Source organism: Rhizobium sp. N122 (genome assembly GCF_002211295.1).
Lineage (GTDB): Bacteria > Pseudomonadota > Alphaproteobacteria > Rhizobiales > Rhizobiaceae > Rhizobium.
Genome location: NZ_LOKU01000059.1, coordinates 1 through 15,158, shown reverse-complemented (window position 1 = coordinate 15,158; position 15,158 = coordinate 1). Strand labels below are relative to the sequence as shown.

Annotated in this window: 12 protein-coding genes and 1 tRNA gene; 11 read left to right on the top strand and 2 right to left on the bottom strand. The window is 62.0% G+C overall.

Annotation, left to right across the window (positions count from 1 at the left end; genetic code table 11):
- The 3 genes from ATY75_RS34805 to ATY75_RS28955 form a co-directional block, all read left to right on the top strand.
- The coding region (locus ATY75_RS34805; RefSeq protein WP_190241442.1) for a hypothetical protein at nt 1-251 on the top strand (251 nt) is incomplete at its 5' end.
- A 423-nt stretch (nt 252-674) separates the two neighbouring features.
- A complete protein-coding gene (gene gmd / locus ATY75_RS28960; protein ID WP_065092127.1) occupies nt 675-1,736 on the top strand; it encodes a GDP-mannose 4,6-dehydratase in 1,062 nt (353 codons plus the stop codon).
- Nucleotides 1,737-2,687, top strand: a complete 951-nt coding sequence (locus ATY75_RS28955; RefSeq protein WP_088940151.1) for a GDP-L-fucose synthase — start codon at nt 1,737-1,739, stop codon at nt 2,685-2,687.
- A gap of 235 nt (nt 2,688-2,922) precedes the next feature.
- Here ATY75_RS28955 and ATY75_RS28950 read toward each other — a convergent pair.
- Nucleotides 2,923-2,996 (bottom strand) — tRNA-Gln (locus ATY75_RS28950).
- A gap of 243 nt (nt 2,997-3,239) precedes the next feature.
- Here ATY75_RS28950 and ATY75_RS28945 point away from each other — a divergent pair.
- The 3 genes from ATY75_RS28945 (at nt 3,240) to ATY75_RS28935 (ending at nt 6,078) form a co-directional block, all read left to right on the top strand.
- A complete protein-coding gene (locus tag ATY75_RS28945) occupies nt 3,240-4,808 on the top strand; it encodes a Ppx/GppA phosphatase family protein (protein WP_065092129.1) in 1,569 nt (522 codons plus the stop codon).
- 111 nt (nt 4,809-4,919) lie between these two features.
- Nucleotides 4,920-5,639, top strand: a complete 720-nt coding sequence (locus tag ATY75_RS28940; protein WP_065092130.1) for an RlmE family RNA methyltransferase — start codon at nt 4,920-4,922, stop codon at nt 5,637-5,639.
- 55 nt (nt 5,640-5,694) lie between these two features.
- Complete coding sequence (locus tag ATY75_RS28935) at nt 5,695-6,078, top strand: VOC family protein (RefSeq protein WP_088940150.1); 384 nt, start codon at nt 5,695-5,697, stop codon at nt 6,076-6,078.
- Between the two features lie 51 nt (nt 6,079-6,129).
- Here the strand turns inward: ATY75_RS28935 and ATY75_RS28930 are convergent, their stop codons facing one another.
- Complete coding sequence (locus tag ATY75_RS28930) at nt 6,130-7,554, bottom strand: DHA2 family efflux MFS transporter permease subunit (RefSeq protein ID WP_088940149.1); 1,425 nt, start codon at nt 7,552-7,554, stop codon at nt 6,130-6,132.
- A gap of 251 nt (nt 7,555-7,805) precedes the next feature.
- Here ATY75_RS28930 and ATY75_RS28925 point away from each other — a divergent pair, with 251 nt between their 5' ends.
- The 5 genes from ATY75_RS28925 (at nt 7,806) to ATY75_RS28905 (ending at nt 14,938) form a co-directional block, all read left to right on the top strand.
- Nucleotides 7,806-8,798 carry an MBL fold metallo-hydrolase gene (locus tag ATY75_RS28925; protein ID WP_088940148.1) on the top strand — a complete coding sequence of 331 codons (993 nt, stop codon included), beginning with the start codon at nt 7,806-7,808 and terminating at the stop codon, nt 8,796-8,798.
- A 209-nt stretch (nt 8,799-9,007) separates the two neighbouring features.
- Nucleotides 9,008-10,492, top strand: a complete 1,485-nt coding sequence (guaB, locus tag ATY75_RS28920; protein ID WP_064836853.1) for an IMP dehydrogenase — start codon at nt 9,008-9,010, stop codon at nt 10,490-10,492.
- Between the two features lie 2 nt (nt 10,493-10,494).
- Nucleotides 10,495-11,049 (top strand): hypothetical protein, encoded by a 555-nt coding sequence (locus ATY75_RS28915; protein WP_088940147.1) that lies wholly within the window; start codon nt 10,495-10,497, stop codon nt 11,047-11,049.
- A gap of 86 nt (nt 11,050-11,135) precedes the next feature.
- Entirely contained in the window at nt 11,136-11,552 is a 417-nt protein-coding gene (locus ATY75_RS28910; protein ID WP_088940146.1) for an MAPEG family protein, read from the top strand.
- A gap of 329 nt (nt 11,553-11,881) precedes the next feature.
- Nucleotides 11,882-14,938, top strand: a complete 3,057-nt coding sequence (locus ATY75_RS28905) for an autotransporter domain-containing protein (protein WP_245317656.1) — start codon at nt 11,882-11,884, stop codon at nt 14,936-14,938.
- Nucleotides 14,939-15,158: the final 220 nt, after the last annotated feature.

Sequence of the window (15,158 nt, the reverse complement as noted above, 5' to 3'; positions counted from 1 at the left end):
AGCTGGAATCCACCAGTAAAGCCAGAGCGCGTTTTGCAACCCGCGGCATCGCCAGCAAAGGGGCGACGAGCGCTTGCATCGGCACCAACAACCATCCGGAGCGCGATGTCTCAGAGGGAGAATTTTCAGGCATTGCTTACCAGCGTCTCGCAGATCAACAGACAACCACCTTCTTGTCGCTTTCTGCAACGAGCGCAACTGAAATAATCGGAAATCAAGGTCTTCCGCACCGGCTTATCTATCAGAAGTAGGTAATGGCAGCGAAATCGAGGATTGCGCGGGAAGATGCGAAGGGGGCACTTCCTCACTAGTCGTAGTCAGTGAGGCCGTCTTTGACGAGAATGGAGCGGATCGCTCCGAATGGAGATGAGATTTTCAGGGTTGCCAGCGCAGGTGAGTGCATCGAGGTGGACGACGAGTTCATCATGAAACGCAAGCCGATCGAGCATGAAGTTCGCATCGATGAAGCAGGCTCCTCCCGTTACCAGGGTTATTTTTGTCACCTTGGATGCTGATAAATGGAAAGTTCTAGTCTTGTTGTGCCAGTCTCGGGTCAACCGAAGAGATCGACGATGCTCATTTCGCCGGTCTTGCCACGGTCACATGGGGGTTGCACTCGTTCGGCCGTTTCCATAAACACGACCCGAAGATTGTATCGAAAGACGATGTGAAAAATGACGAAAACCGCGCTTATTACTGGGGTGACTGGTCAGGATGGTGCCTATCTGTCCGAATTGCTTCTGAGCAAAGGATATACGGTGCACGGTATCAAGCGGCGGTCGTCGTCTTTCAATACCGGCCGCATCGAACATATCTATCAGGATCCGCACGAGACACATCCTCGCTTCATTCTTCATTATGGCGATATGATCGACTCGACCAACCTGCTGCGGATCGTGCAGCAGACACAGCCCGATGAAATCTACAATCTCGCGGCACAAAGCCACGTAGGTGTGAGCTTCGAAACCCCTGAATATACGGCCGATGCCGATGGTATCGGGACGTTGCGACTGCTCGAAGCGATCCGTATCCTGGGGCTCGAGGAAAAGACCCGGTTCTACCAGGCATCGACCTCGGAACTCTACGGTCTGGTGCAGGAAGTGCCGCAGAACGAGAAGACGCCCTTTTACCCGCGTTCTCCCTATGCCGCGGCCAAGCTCTATGCCTACTGGATCGTGGTGAATTATCGCGAGGCCTATGGCATGCACGCATCCAACGGCATTCTTTTCAATCACGAAAGCCCGCTTCGCGGTGAGACCTTTGTCACGCGCAAGATCACGATGGCGGTGGCTGCCATCCATGTGGGGCGGCAGGACAAGCTTTTCCTCGGCAATCTTGACGCCCAGCGTGACTGGGGCCACGCGCGTGAATATGTCGAGGGCATGTGGCGCATGCTGCAGCAGGACAAGCCGGATGACTACGTATTGGCGACCGGCGAGACGACGAGTGTCCGCCAGTTTGTCGAATGGGCCTTTGCCGACGTGGGCATTGCTTTGGAATGGAAGGGGTCCGGCGTCGACGAAAAGGGTTATGACGCCGCGTCCGGAGCCTGCCTTGTGGAAGTCGATCCTCGATACTTCCGCCCGACGGAAGTCGATCTTTTGCTGGGCGACCCGACCAAGGCTCGCCAGAAGCTGGGTTGGCAGCACAAGACCCCGGTTCGCGAGCTCGCCGCCGAGATGGTGCGCGAGGATGTCAAGCACTGGAAGGCTCAAAACAGCCGGAAAGAGATCTGAGTGTACGACTTGTCCAACAAGAAGATCTGGGTTGCCGGCCATCGCGGTATGGTCGGCAGTGCTCTTGTGCGCCGGCTCCAATCCGAAGATTGCAACGTCATCACGGCCACGCGCCGCGAGGTCGATTTGAAGCGGCAGGACGAGGTTGAGAAATTTGTTGAAGCAAACCGACCCGATGCGATCATTCTTGCCGCTGCCAAGGTCGGCGGTATCCTCGCCAATGACAGCTATCCGGCGGAATTCATCTATGACAATCTGATCATTGAAGCGAACATCTTCGAAGCCGCCCATCGGGGCGAAGTGGACCGGCTGCTGTTCCTGGGATCAAGCTGCATTTACCCGAAGCTCGCTGCACAGCCGATCCCCGAAGAGGCTCTATTGACCGGTGCGCTCGAGCCGACCAACGAATGGTACGCGATCGCCAAGATCGCCGGCATCAAGCTCGCGGAAGCCTATCGTAAGCAACACGGCCGCGATTATATTTCGGCCATGCCGACCAATCTTTATGGCCCAGGCGACAATTTCGACCTGAACTCCAGCCATGTGCTGCCTGCGCTCATCCGCAAGGCGCATGCTGCGAAACTTCGAAAAGACCCGCATATGGTGGTCTGGGGCACGGGAACCCCGCGCCGGGAGTTTCTTCACGTCGACGACTGCGCCGACGCTCTGGTGTTTCTTCTCAAGACATATTCGGGCGCGCAGCACGTCAATGTCGGCTCGGGAACAGATCTCGAAATTATCGAATTGACACGTTTGGTCTGCCGCGTTGTCGGTTACGAGGGTGAGATCATTCACGATCTTTCCAAGCCCGATGGCACGCCACGCAAGCTGATGAGCAATCAGAAACTGCAGGACATGGGCTGGAAGCCGCGCATCTCGCTTGAGGATGGCATTGCATCCACTTACGCATGGTTTCTGGAATTCGAAAATACATCTGACCCAGCGGTCTGATAGCAGGCAGGTGAATCGGTATTTATTCCCGCGTCGATCTTCGCGACACAGACGGTGTCGCCGGCTCGGCGACTGCGCGACATGCGAGTGAAAAGATTGCGCTATGCCGAGTGATCCATCAGCGCCCGGTGTCGGCAACACGCTACGCGTCAATTTCTAGGAGTCGCTCGAACATGGCACTCTACCCTGGAATCTTCGCCAGTGGTTCAACAAGTGCTTGATCGGTGAAATTGATTGGCTGGGGAACCTGGACTCGAACCAAGATTAACGGAGTCAGAGTCCGTCGTTCTACCATTGAACTATTCCCCAGCAGTTGCCGCCGAAGCGTCGCTTGGCTGCTGTGCGGCGCTTATAACCAAAAGCGGGCGGATTGCAAATACCCGTTTTGAAAAAATTCAGTGCTGTCGCGGAAGAGGTGAAACGGCCCGCAAACCCCCATCCAAAAAAGAATTTGGCGATTTCGGCGGGCGCTGATATTCTTGCCGCAACGCAAAAATCGAATGAGCGCCTGCTGCATACCTCAGGACTTGCGCGGCGCGATGGAAAGATAACGTGGAAGACCCCGAAGGCGGCGCAAAGCCGCAATTTGACGGGGCGTCGGCGGCAGGGCGCAAGGACGGCAAGAAGTCCAGGCGCCGCAAGGGCAAGCGTGGCGGGCAATCCCGCAACGCGGCTCATCCCGCTTCGCATGAGCTTTCCGGCAATGCCGGGCAGTCTGCGCGCCCGATGGAAGATGCGGCCGGAAATCCGGCCCGCAAGCGAAAGCGTCGCCGTCGTGGCGGCCAAGGCGCTGCGCAGGACGCTTCCCTTCATCCTCATGTTACGGAGCAGACCCAGGCGGCGGGCAGTGCGGCTCGGGCCGAAGGTGATTCCACGCCGAACCGGCGCAACCGCCGCAAACACCGCGGCAAGCGCGGTCTTCAGGGCCGGCCGCTGACGGCGGCAAAACCCTCCCCGCCGCAGCAGGAGCGCCGCGCCGAAGAGACGGTGCAGCGCGCCGAGCCGCGGGAGGCGCAAAACAGCGCCAATGCCGGCCGCAGGGGGCGCCAGGATGGCCATGTCAATTCCGGTTATCAGGGCGATCGCCAGGCCGGCGAACATGCATGGCCGGACGAACTCTATGCCGCTCTCGACCTCGGCACCAACAATTGCCGTCTCCTCATCGCCCAGCCGACCCGCCCGGGTCAGTTCCGGGTGGTTGACGCCTTTTCCCGCATCGTGCGCCTTGGCGAAGGGCTGGCGGCCAGCGGCCGATTGTCCGACGAGGCGATGGAGCGGGCGATCGAAGCGCTGAGGATCTGCGCCTCCAAGCTCAGAAACCGCGAGATCCGCCGCATGCGGCTGATCGCCACCGAGGCCTGCCGCCAGGCGGTCAATGGCGAGGAGTTTCTCGCCCGCGTCGTTGCCGAAACCGGCCTGGCGCTCGAAATTATCGATCGCGAGACCGAAGCCCGGCTGGCCGTCTCCGGCTGCTCTTCGCTCGTCGGGCGTGACACCCGTTCCGTCGTGCTCTTCGATATCGGCGGCGGCTCGTCAGAGATCGCCGTCATCCGCATCGGCGACAATCGTTACAGTCGCCTCGCCAATCACATCACCCACTGGACCTCGCTGCCGGTCGGCGTCGTGACGCTGTCGGAACGTCATGGCGGGCGCGACGTCACGCCTGAAGCTTTCGAAGGCATGGTGCGCGAAGTCGGCGGCATGCTCGAAGGCTTCGACTGCCCGGAGATCGAGGTCGCTCAGACCGGCGATTTCCACCTGATCGGCACATCGGGCACGGTGACGACGCTTGCCGGCGTGCATCTCGACCTGCCGCGTTATGATCGGCGCAAGGTCGACGGCATCTGGCTGTCAGACGACGAGGTCTCCGCCATGCAGGCAAAACTGCTCTCGTGGAATTTCGAGAGCCGCGCCGCCAATCCCTGCATCGGGCCGGATCGGGCCGATCTGGTGCTCGCCGGCTGCGCCATCCTCGAGGCGATCCGCCGCCGCTGGCCGAGCCCGCGCATGCGGGTCGCCGATCGCGGCTTGAGGGAAGGACTGCTCACCGACATGATGGCCGATGACGGCGTGTGGCGGCGCAACCGCAACCGCCGCGGCCAGCGGGCCAGATCCGGATGATTTCAGGCGAACCTGAAATCTGAATCCGGATATGAATGAAAGAATTAGAGCATGATGTCGTCCGAAAACCGCGCACACTTTTCGGCATCATGCTCTGGATAAGGAGAACGCATGACCAAGGCACCGATCGCGGGAAACCGCACCGGCCGCAAGCTCGGCCAGCGCGTCAAGAACAAGAAGATGAAGGCCTCTTCCCGGCAATGGCTGCAGCGCCACATCAACGATCCCTATGTGCAGCGCGCCCAGCTCGAGGGCTATCGGGCCCGCGCCGCCTTCAAGCTTTTGGAGATCGACGAGAAGCACCATATCCTGCGCGGCGCCAAGCGCATCATCGATCTCGGTGCCGCCCCCGGCAGCTGGTCGCAGATCGCTGCCAAGGTCACCGGCTCGACGGATGAGGATATCCGTGTGGCCGCCATCGATTTTCTCGAAATGGCCCAGCTGCCCGGCGTCAAGATCCTGCAGCTCGATTTCCTCGATCCCAGTGCGCCGGAAATGCTGCTGGAGGCCGTCGGCGGCACGCCCGATCTCGTCATTTCCGATATGGCGGCACCCACCACCGGCCACCACCGCACCGACCATTTGCGCACCATGCATCTCTGCGAAGTCGCGGCCCAATTCGCGGTCGAGGTGCTGGGGGAGGGCGGGCATTTCCTCACCAAGACCTTCCAGGGCGGCACCGAGCGTGAGCTGCTCGCCATGCTGAAGCAGAACTTCCGCCAGGTCGTCCATGTCAAGCCGAACGCCTCGCGCGCCGAATCGGTCGAGATGTTCCTGCTGGCCAAGGGGTTCAAGGGGCGCAAGGCCGAAGGTGACGCTGAGAACGCTTGATCTTCGGCCGGTCCGGGCCGATGATGGCGGCACCAAGAGCTGAGCTGCTGGTCCCATGCTTCTTTACGTCACGCTCGGAACCAATGATCTGTATCGCGCAGGGCATTTTTATGATGCCGTGCTGCCTCTGCTCGGCTATCGCTGTCAGCATTATTCGGAGGAGGAAATCGGCTATTCCGCCGAGAGCGATACGCGCTGCCGCTTCTGGGTGGTGACGCCGTTCAATCGCCGCCGGGCGGCTGCCGGCAACGGCACCATGGTAGCGTTTGCGGCCGACACGCGGGCCGCCGTCGATGCCTTCCACGCGGCTGCGATCGCGGCAGGTGCGGTCGATGAAGGCGGGCCAGGCCTGCGCTCCTACCACGCCCATTTCTATGCCGCTTATGTGAGGGATCTCGACGGCAACAAGCTCTCTGCCGTCTGCGAAAACCCTGAATAGACGGCAGCGCGCGCGTCTTTTTCGGCGCGCAGACGCTGTCGCCCCTTGCGCCTATTTCACCGCCGGCTGCTCGGCTTCCACAGTCGATGCCGTCACCACCTTGGCACGGTGGCCCGAAACCAACGCCCCGGCATCGCGGTCCATTCTGATGAAGGGAATGGTGGCAATGATGGTCAGTCCGGCGATGATGTAGAAGGCAAGGTGGAAATCGGCGACCTGCAATGCTTCGCCCCTGATATAAATCGAGCTTTCCAGGATCGCTGCGGCAACCGCAACGCCGAGCGCCAGGCTGATCTGCTGCATCACCGAGCTCATCGAGGTCGCTTGGCTCGCCTGCGCATCGTCGATATCGGCAAAGGCCAGTGCGTTGACACCGGTGAACATGAAGGAGCGGGAGAAGCCGCCGATGAGCAGCACGCCGATGATGACCAGATGCGGCGTTGCCGGCGTGAACAGGCCGGTGACGACGGTCACCACGGTCGTCACCATGGCAGCGCAAAGAAGCGTCGTGCGGAAGCCGACAGCGGCGAAGACGCGCTTTGCCATGAACTTGGTGGTGATCGCCCCGATCGCGCCGGCAAAGGTGATCAGGCCGGATTGGAACGGCGTCAGCCCGAAGCCGAGCTGCAACATCAGCGGCGTCAGGAAGGGCATGGCGCCGACGCAGATGCGAAACAGCGTGCCGCCGAGCGTCGAGGCCCGGAAGGTCGGGTTGTTGAACAGATCGAGGTTGAGGATCGGCGCCGCGTGGCGCTTCGCATGGCGCACATACAGAACGCCGCAGACGAGGCCGATCGCGGTGGCGGCGACGCCGATGATCGGCGGCAGGGCCGGCAGGCTGACCACCGATAGGCCGAAGACGACGCCCGCGGCAGCCAGCGAAGTCAGCACGAAGCCGGTGAAATCGAGCTTCGGCGGGGCCATCGCCTCGACCTCCGGCAGAAAGATCGTCGCTAGCCAGATGCCGATGATGCCGACCGGCACGTTGATCAGAAAGATCCAGTGCCAGCTGAAATAGGTGGTGATGAAGCCGCCGAGCGGCGGGCCGGTGAGCGGCCCGACCAAGGCCGGGATGGTCAGCAGCGCCATGGCCGAAACGAGATCGCTGCGCTTGGTCGTGCGCACCAGCACGAGGCGGCCGACCGGCGTCATCATCGCCCCGCCCATGCCCTGCAGGAAGCGGGCGAAAACGAATTCGACGAGGTTGGAGGAAATGGCGCAGAAGATCGATCCGATGACGAAGACCGAGATGGCCAGGCGGAAGATTTTCTTGGCGCCGAACCTGTCGGCCATCCAGCCGCTGACCGGGATGAACACCGCCAGCGCCACCATATAGGAGGTCAGCGCCAGCTTCAGCGTGATCGGCCCGACATGGAGATCCCTAGCGATCGCCGGCAGCGCCGTTGCAATGACGGTGGAGTCCATCTGTTCCATGAAAAGAGCGACGGCGAGGATCAGCGGAACGATGCGGTTCATAGGCGGGAGGCCTTGATGGGCTGCGGATGGGAGCTGGGAAGGCCCGTGCTGTTTAGTCCCACTTCGAAAGCCTGCCAATCCCTCAATCCGCCTCGACGACACGTTTGCTTCACGTCTGCGTGAGACGGCTTGTCCGACAACGTCGCGTGGCAAGATTGAGATATGTCTGTTCCGCCGAAGGAAGAAATCCGGCCGGAATAGACATCGGGGGCCGTGCGGCGACGCACCGCACGTCATGGAAGGATGGACATATGGCAATTTCGTCGGGAATAAAGCGGCGCACTCTTTTTGCCGCAGGCCTTGGCCTGCTCACGGCGCCGGTCATTTTAAGAGAAAAGGCCGAAGCGGCCGCGACTGGAGAAACGAATAAAATGGATTTAACGCCTGCGCCGCAGATCAATCAATTCAAGCTCGGTTCCTATAAGTTCACCGTCGTCCGCGATGGCATCAACATCTCCGAAAACCCGCATGAAACCTACGGCACCGATCAGGACCCCGAGGCGGTCAAGGCGTTGCTGGGCGCAAACTTCCTGCCGGCCGACAAGCTGGTGAACGGCTATGCGCCTGTTCTCATCGATACCGGTTCGGACGTCATTCTCGTCGATGCCGGCTTTGGCGCCGGCGGCCGCGCACGCGGTCTCGGAAAGCTCGTTGACGGCCTCACGGCTGCGGGATACTCGGCCGACGACGTCACCGTCGTCGCGCTCACTCATCTGCATGGCGACCATATCGGCGGCCTGATGGAAGATGGTGCGCCCGCCTTCAAGAACGCCCGCTATGTCGTCGGCCAGACGGAATATGATTTCTGGTCGAACAAGGCGCGCGAGGGCACGCCGGCCGAAGCTGGCCACAAGGCGGTGCTCGCCAATGTCGTGCCGCTTGCCGAAAAGATCAGCTTCATCAAGGATGGCGACAGTGTCACGCCCGGCATGACGGCGATGCTGGCGGCCGGCCACTCGCCGGGGCATATGGTCTTCCACGTCGAATCCGAAGGCAAACGCCTCGTTGTCACAGGCGATACCGCCAACCATTATATTCTGTCGCTGCTGCGGCCGGATTGGCAGGTGCGTTTCGACATGGACAAGGCGCAGGCCGCCGCCACGCGCCGCAAGGTCTTCGACATGATCGCGACCGAGAAGATTGCCTTTCTCGGCTACCACATGCCGTTCCCGGCGGTCGGTTTTGCCGAGAAGCAGGATGGCGGCTATCGCTTCGTGCCGAAGACCTATCAGTTCGACATCTGATCGAGAGCCGTTCGGGGTTTCCCGGAATTGCTCTCTGTGCATGGCACCCATGACGAGCCCGGCGGACAGGCCGGGCTTTTTGCTATTTCCTTCCTGTCATAGACGTGTTACCAGCCCTCGCCAACTTCCAAGCAATCCCATGCACACCGCCGGGGCGGACGATTCGTTTCCGGGCCAGGTTGCATTTTCTGAAATGAAGGAATTTGGCCATGGCACGCATCATTGAAACGGCAACCGGCGCGGACGCGCTTACCTTCGACGACGTGCTGCTGCAGCCCGGCCATTCCGAGGTCATGCCCGGCCAGACGAACATCGCGACCCGCATCGCCCGCGATTTCGATCTCAACATCCCGATCCTGTCTTCGGCCATGGATACCGTCACCGAAAGCCGTCTGGCGATCGCCATGGCCCAGGCCGGCGGTCTCGGCGTCATCCACCGCAACCTGACGCCGGTCGAGCAGGCCGAAGAGGTCCGTCAGGTGAAGAAGTTCGAAAGCGGCATGGTGGTCAATCCGGTCACCATCGGGCCGGAGGCAAAGCTGGCCGAGGCGCTCGGCCTGATGAAATCGCACGGCATCTCCGGCATTCCCGTCGTCGAGAAGTCCGGCCGGCTCGTCGGCATCCTGACCAACCGCGACGTCCGCTTCGCCTCCGATCCGGAGCAGAAGATCCACGAGCTGATGACCAAGGACAATTTGGTCACCGTCAAGGAGAGCGTCGATCAGCAGGAGGCCAAGCGCCTCTTGCATTCGCATCGCATCGAGAAGCTGCTCGTTGTCGATACCGAAGGCCGCTGCGTCGGCCTCATCACCGTCAAGGACATCGAGAAGTCGCAGCTGAACCCGAACGCCTCCAAGGATGCGCAGGGCAGGCTTCGCGCCGCCGCCGCCATCAGCGTCGGCGATGACGGTTTCGAGCGGGCCGAGCGGCTGATCGATGCCGGCGTCGACCTTCTGGTCGTCGATACCGCTCATGGCCATTCGCAGCGCGTGCTCGATGCCGTCACCCGGGTGAAGAAGCTCTCCAACTCGGTGCGCATCATGGCCGGCAACGTCGCCACCTATGACGGCACGCGGGCGCTGATCGATGCCGGTGCGGATGCCGTCAAGGTCGGGATCGGCCCGGGCTCGATCTGCACGACGCGCATCGTCGCCGGCGTCGGCGTTCCCCAGCTCGCCGCCATCATGTCGGCGGTGCAGGCGGCACAGGCTCAGGACGTGCCGGTCATCGCCGATGGCGGCATCAAATTCTCCGGCGATCTTGCCAAGGCGATCGCCGCCGGCGCTTCCGCCGTCATGATCGGCTCGCTGCTGGCCGGCACCGATGAGAGCCCGGGCGAGGTCTATCTCTACCAGGGCCGCTCCTTCAAGGCCTATCGCGGCATGGGCTCCGTCGGCGCCATGGCCCGCGGCTCGGCCGACCGCTATTTCCAGGCTGAGGTGCGCGACACCCTCAAGCTCGTGCCTGAGGGCATCGAGGGCCAGGTGCCGTACAAGGGACCGGTCTCGGCGGTCGTCCACCAGCTTGCCGGCGGTCTCAAGGCGGCCATGGGTTATGTCGGCGGCAAGGACCTGAAGGATTTCCAGGAGCGGGCCACCTTCGTGCGCATCTCCGGCGCCGGTCTTCGCGAAAGCCACGCCCATGACGTGACGATCACCCGCGAGAGCCCGAACTATCCGGGCGCCGGTCTCTGATCATGAAGGCGGGCAGTGGGATTCCGCTCTGGATCGTCGCGCTGCTCGCCGCCCTCTGCCTTGCCGTGCTCGCCTGGACGACCTTCGGCTTCGTCGTGCCGTTCAAGCACGAGACCGGGCAGGCGGTGCTCGATAGTTATTTCGCCGGTTACGACGAAGCGGCCGTCTTCCATATGCAGAAGCTGCTGGACGAGAACGAGACGGCGACCCGGCTGCTCAGAGCCATGTATTTCGGGCCGGAACTGATCTTTCCGGCCCTGCTGACGACGCTGCTGTTTCTCGCCTTCGTCAAGCTCGGTGTCGGCGGCGTGTGGTTCGGCCGAGCGGCCCACCCGCTCGTCGCCAAGGCAGTCTACCTGCTGCCGTTCCTCTATGGCATTGCCGACTATGGTGAGAATATTGCCAGCCTGATTGCCTTCGGCGACAGTGGATCTGCAAATCTCGCAGCCGAGTTGCTGCCGTGGATGACACGGCTGAAATTCGCAAGCCTTGCCATCTGCTTCATCCCTATCGCCCGGCTGGCCATTCTCCGCTGGCTCTCTGCGCGCCAGGACTGAGTGCCTTGATCCGGCGCTGGTATCCGGCTTGCCTTTCGGCTACTGCTCGCAGCGAATGCTGAAGCGGAAAAGGAATCGGCGCCCATATGACCGGCTATCAAATCTTCTGGCCACTCCTTGCCCATGTGGCCCTGGTCTATGGTCTTTATGCCCTTCTTGGGATGCGGCGGACAAAAATGGTCCGCGCCGGCAGCATTGCGAAATCGGATTATCGCGAAAATCGCGGCGAGCCGGCCGGAAGCCTCGTCGTCAAGAACTGCCTCGCCAACCAGTTCGAATTGCCGGTGCTGTTCTACGCCTGCTGTATTCTTCTTTATGTCACCGAGGCCGATAATATCGTCGCCGTCGGCCTCGCCTGGCTTTTCGTCGCCCTGCGTTATGCCCATGCCGCCGTCCATGTGACCAGCAACGACCTTCGCTACCGCAGCCCGCTCTTTGCCGCCGGCTACCTCGCGCTCGCCGCCATGTGGGTGTGGCTCGCCGCCTGGATGGCAATGGGGTAGTGCGCTGCGCTACCGGCCAGCCCCGGATCGGAATCGGTTCATGGGCAGAATTGTTCAGCAATTCAAAATGTTACAGCCTCCCTCACGCGTCTGAAAAGACCGGCGACGCTGTCGTCTGCCGACAATATAGTCATGCGCACCTGCGCCGGTTCACAAGGGTGGAGTGGCTGGGAAACCGCTATTCTTCAGCGGCCGAAGAACAATTCAGAAACATGGTTACCAATATTTAAATCAATTGGCCTATTTCTACGCGAGCGAATAGTGGCAGGGACGATTTGCGGGCGAAAATGGGTGAGAAGACAGGCGGGGCGGCAACTCATCGGAGGGCCATGCTGCGACTTGCGGGATCGGCGAGCACCGCGGCGCTGGCGCTGATGCTGGCGGCAGAGCCGGGATCGGCGCAGCAGGTCATCGGCGGCAGCGACACGGAGATCGTCGACGGCAACGATCCGGGCGGCACCGGCCCGGGTACGCAGCCGAGCCCATGGACAATCAATGACGACCTCCTCATTGGCGAGCAGAACGGCGACGATGCGACCCTGATCATCCGTAACGGCGGCACGGTCGGCAATGACACCGGCGTGCTCGGCGTCGGTCCCGGCGCCAGCGGCACTGCAACGGTCACGGGCACGGGCTCGAGCTGGAGCAATTCCAACGACCTTTACGTCGGCCATGAGGGCGCCGGCACGCTCACCATCGACGACGGCGGCGCCGTCGACAATACAATCGGCCACATCGGCTATTTCTCCGGCGCCAGCGGCACGGTGACGGTCACAGGCAACGGCTCGACCTGGACGAATTCTCAGGAACTCACTGTTGGCGACAGCGGCACCGGCACGCTGACCATCTCGAATGGCGGGACGGTTAGCAGCACATTCGGCTATATCGGCAACGATATCACGGCTGCTGGTGCGGTGGTCGTCACCGGCGCAAACTCGCTCTGGAGCAATACCGATGATGTCTCGGTCGGTGAGGTAGGCGCGGGATCACTGACCATTTCGAACGGCGGCACTGTCACCGGCAGCTTTGGTTACGTCGGCTTCAGTACGGACGGCAGCGGCGTGGCCAGCGTGACCGGCGCGGGGTCGAGCTGGATCAATTCCAATGAGCTATCTGTGGGCGAATTCGGCTCGGGCAGCGTGACGATCGAGAACGGCGGACTGATTTCAGCTTCCGGGGTCGTCATCGCCGACGATTCGGGTGCGACGGGAACGGTAAACATCGCCGGAAGCGCCGGAAACGGGCGTGGCGTCCTGGAGGCCGGTTATATCGACAGCGGCGCCGGTGACGCCGGCCTCGTCTTCGATGGGGGCATTCTGCGCGCAACGGGCAATGAGGCAAATTTCCTCGGCGGTTTCAGCGCCGGCGAGGTCATCTTCGATGCGGGCGGCGCCTTTATCGACACCAACGGCTTTGCCATCGGCATATCAACGGATCTGCAAGGGACCGGCGGCCTCACCAAGCAGGGCAGCGGTACGCTGACGCTGTCCGGCACCAGCAGCTATAACGGGGTGACGACGGTCGAGGCCGGCACCCTGCTGGCGGGCAGCGCCGGCGCCTTCGTGCAGAACGGCGCCTATGCGGTCAACGGCGGCATCCTCGATCTCGGCGGCTTCGACCTGACCATGGGGCAGCTTTCGGGAAGCGGCGGCGAGATTGCGATCGGCAGCGCCGACTTGACCATCGACCAGGCGAGCGACGGCACCTATGGCGGCATATTCTCCGGCAGCGGCGACCTCACCAAGCTCGGCAGCGGCACCTTGCGCCTGACCGGCGATAGTTCGGCCTTTGCAGGCACGACCACGGTTGCGGGTGGCCGCCTCATCGTCAACGGCAGCCTTGGCGGCATCCTGACGATGACCGGCGGCAGGCTGGGCGGGTCTGGTGATGTCGGTGCGCTGAGCGCCGGCGCCGGCGTCACCATTGCGCCCGGCAACTCGATCGGAACCTTGACCGTCGGCGGCAACCTCACTTTCGATGCGGGCGCCACCTATGAGGTCGAGGTCGATCCGGCCGGCACCGCCAGCGATTTGATCTCGGTCACCGGCACCGCGTTTCTGAACGGCGCCACCGTCAGCCACATCGGCATGAATGGCGACTACAAGCCGTTCTCCACCTATACGATCCTGACCGCGAGCGGTGGAATCAATGGGACATTCGGCGCCGTCACCTCCAATTATGCCTTTCTGGATGCCGACCTTTCCTACGATCCGAACAATGTCTATCTGGAAATCGCACGCAACGATGTAAGTTTCAGCGACATGGCGGCGACACGCAACCAGTTTGCCGCGGCGCAGGCTGCCGAGGCACTCGGCACCGGCAACGACATCTACGATGCCATTGTCAGCTTGCCCGACGACGAGCCCCAGGTGCAAGCGAGCTTCGACGCGCTTTCCGGCGAAATCCACGCCTCGATCGAAACGGCGCTGATCACGCAGAGCCTGTTTGTCCGCGAGGCCGCCAACGAACGCCTGCGGTCCGCTTTCGGCAATGCCGGCGCCACCGCGACCCCGAGACAGGCCTTCGGGCCGGGCGCTTCGGAATTGATCGCTGCCGCTGACCCCGACGCGCCGGTGTTCTGGAGCACCGCCTTCGGCGGCGGAAGCGAGATACGCACGGATGGCAATGCCGCCACCCTCAACCACCGGACCGGCGGTTTTCTCGCCGGCGTCGACACCAGCTTCGATGACATCCGCTTCGGCCTGATGGCCGGTTACAGCAATTCCGGCTTCGATCCGCGCCACCGCGCTTCCTCGGGATCGAGCGACGATTATCACCTCGGTCTTTACGCCGGCACGCAATGGGGCGGTCTCGCCTTCCGATCCGGACTGGCTCATACCTGGCATCAGATCGACACCAGCCGCCGCGTCACCATCGGCAGCTTCGAGGACAGGCTGCAAGCAAGCTATGACGCCGGCACGCTGCAGGCCTTTGCGGAGCTGGGCTACCGGTTTGAGACGGCGGCGGCCGCCTTCGAGCCCTTCGCCAATCTTGCCCATGTCGGTATTCGAACGGCGGATTTCGCCGAAGAGGGCGGGGCCGCCGCGCTCGACGGCGCCGGCCGCACGACCAATACCACGATAACAACGCTTGGCCTGCGTACCGAAATGGATATCCGCCTGGGCCCGACGAACGCCACGCTGCGCGGCATGGCGGGCTGGCGACATGCCGCCGGCGACGTCGTTCCGCTATCGACGCAGGCTTTCGCAGGTGGGGAGGCGTTCACCGTCTATGGTGTGGCGCTGGCGGAGAACGCCTTCGTGCTCGACGCCGGGCTCGACTTCGACCTCAGCGAGGGCTCTGCCCTTGGCATCGGCTATTCCGGCCAGATCGCCGACAACGCGCAGCAGCATGGGGTCAGGGCGACCTTGTCGATGAAATTCTAGAATCGGCTGAGCCGTCGTCTGCACCTCTCCTTCAGTACGGATTTCGCAACTATTTACAGCTTTGAGGCGACAATGCAACTCAAGGGAGCGCGCCTAGAGTCTGTCAGGGTTATTCTGAACCATACCCTGCATGTCTGAGGTAGTTGGAGCACTCCTGGGGACTGAACGCCTTCAAGAGTTCTCCAATGCGTCTCCATGTAGTTTCAACGGTTCGTTCGTC

What these genes read in the sequence shown, in the direction of transcription:
- gmd (WP_065092127.1), top strand. Translation starts at nt 675, where the DNA reads ATGACGAAAACCGCGCTTATTACTGGGGTGACTGGTCAGGATGGTGCC.
- ATY75_RS28940 (WP_065092130.1), top strand. Translation starts at nt 4,920, where the DNA reads ATGACCAAGGCACCGATCGCGGGAAACCGCACCGGCCGCAAGCTCGGC.
- ATY75_RS28935 (WP_088940150.1), top strand. Translation starts at nt 5,695, where the DNA reads ATGCTTCTTTACGTCACGCTCGGAACCAATGATCTGTATCGCGCAGGG.
- ATY75_RS28930 (WP_088940149.1), bottom strand. Translation starts at nt 7,554, where the DNA reads ATGAACCGCATCGTTCCGCTGATCCTCGCCGTCGCTCTTTTCATGGAA.
- ATY75_RS28925 (WP_088940148.1), top strand. Translation starts at nt 7,806, where the DNA reads ATGGCAATTTCGTCGGGAATAAAGCGGCGCACTCTTTTTGCCGCAGGC.
- guaB (WP_064836853.1), top strand. Translation starts at nt 9,008, where the DNA reads ATGGCACGCATCATTGAAACGGCAACCGGCGCGGACGCGCTTACCTTC.
- ATY75_RS28915 (WP_088940147.1), top strand. Translation starts at nt 10,495, where the DNA reads ATGAAGGCGGGCAGTGGGATTCCGCTCTGGATCGTCGCGCTGCTCGCC.
- ATY75_RS28910 (WP_088940146.1), top strand. Translation starts at nt 11,136, where the DNA reads ATGACCGGCTATCAAATCTTCTGGCCACTCCTTGCCCATGTGGCCCTG.
- ATY75_RS28905 (WP_245317656.1), top strand. Translation starts at nt 11,882, where the DNA reads ATGCTGCGACTTGCGGGATCGGCGAGCACCGCGGCGCTGGCGCTGATG.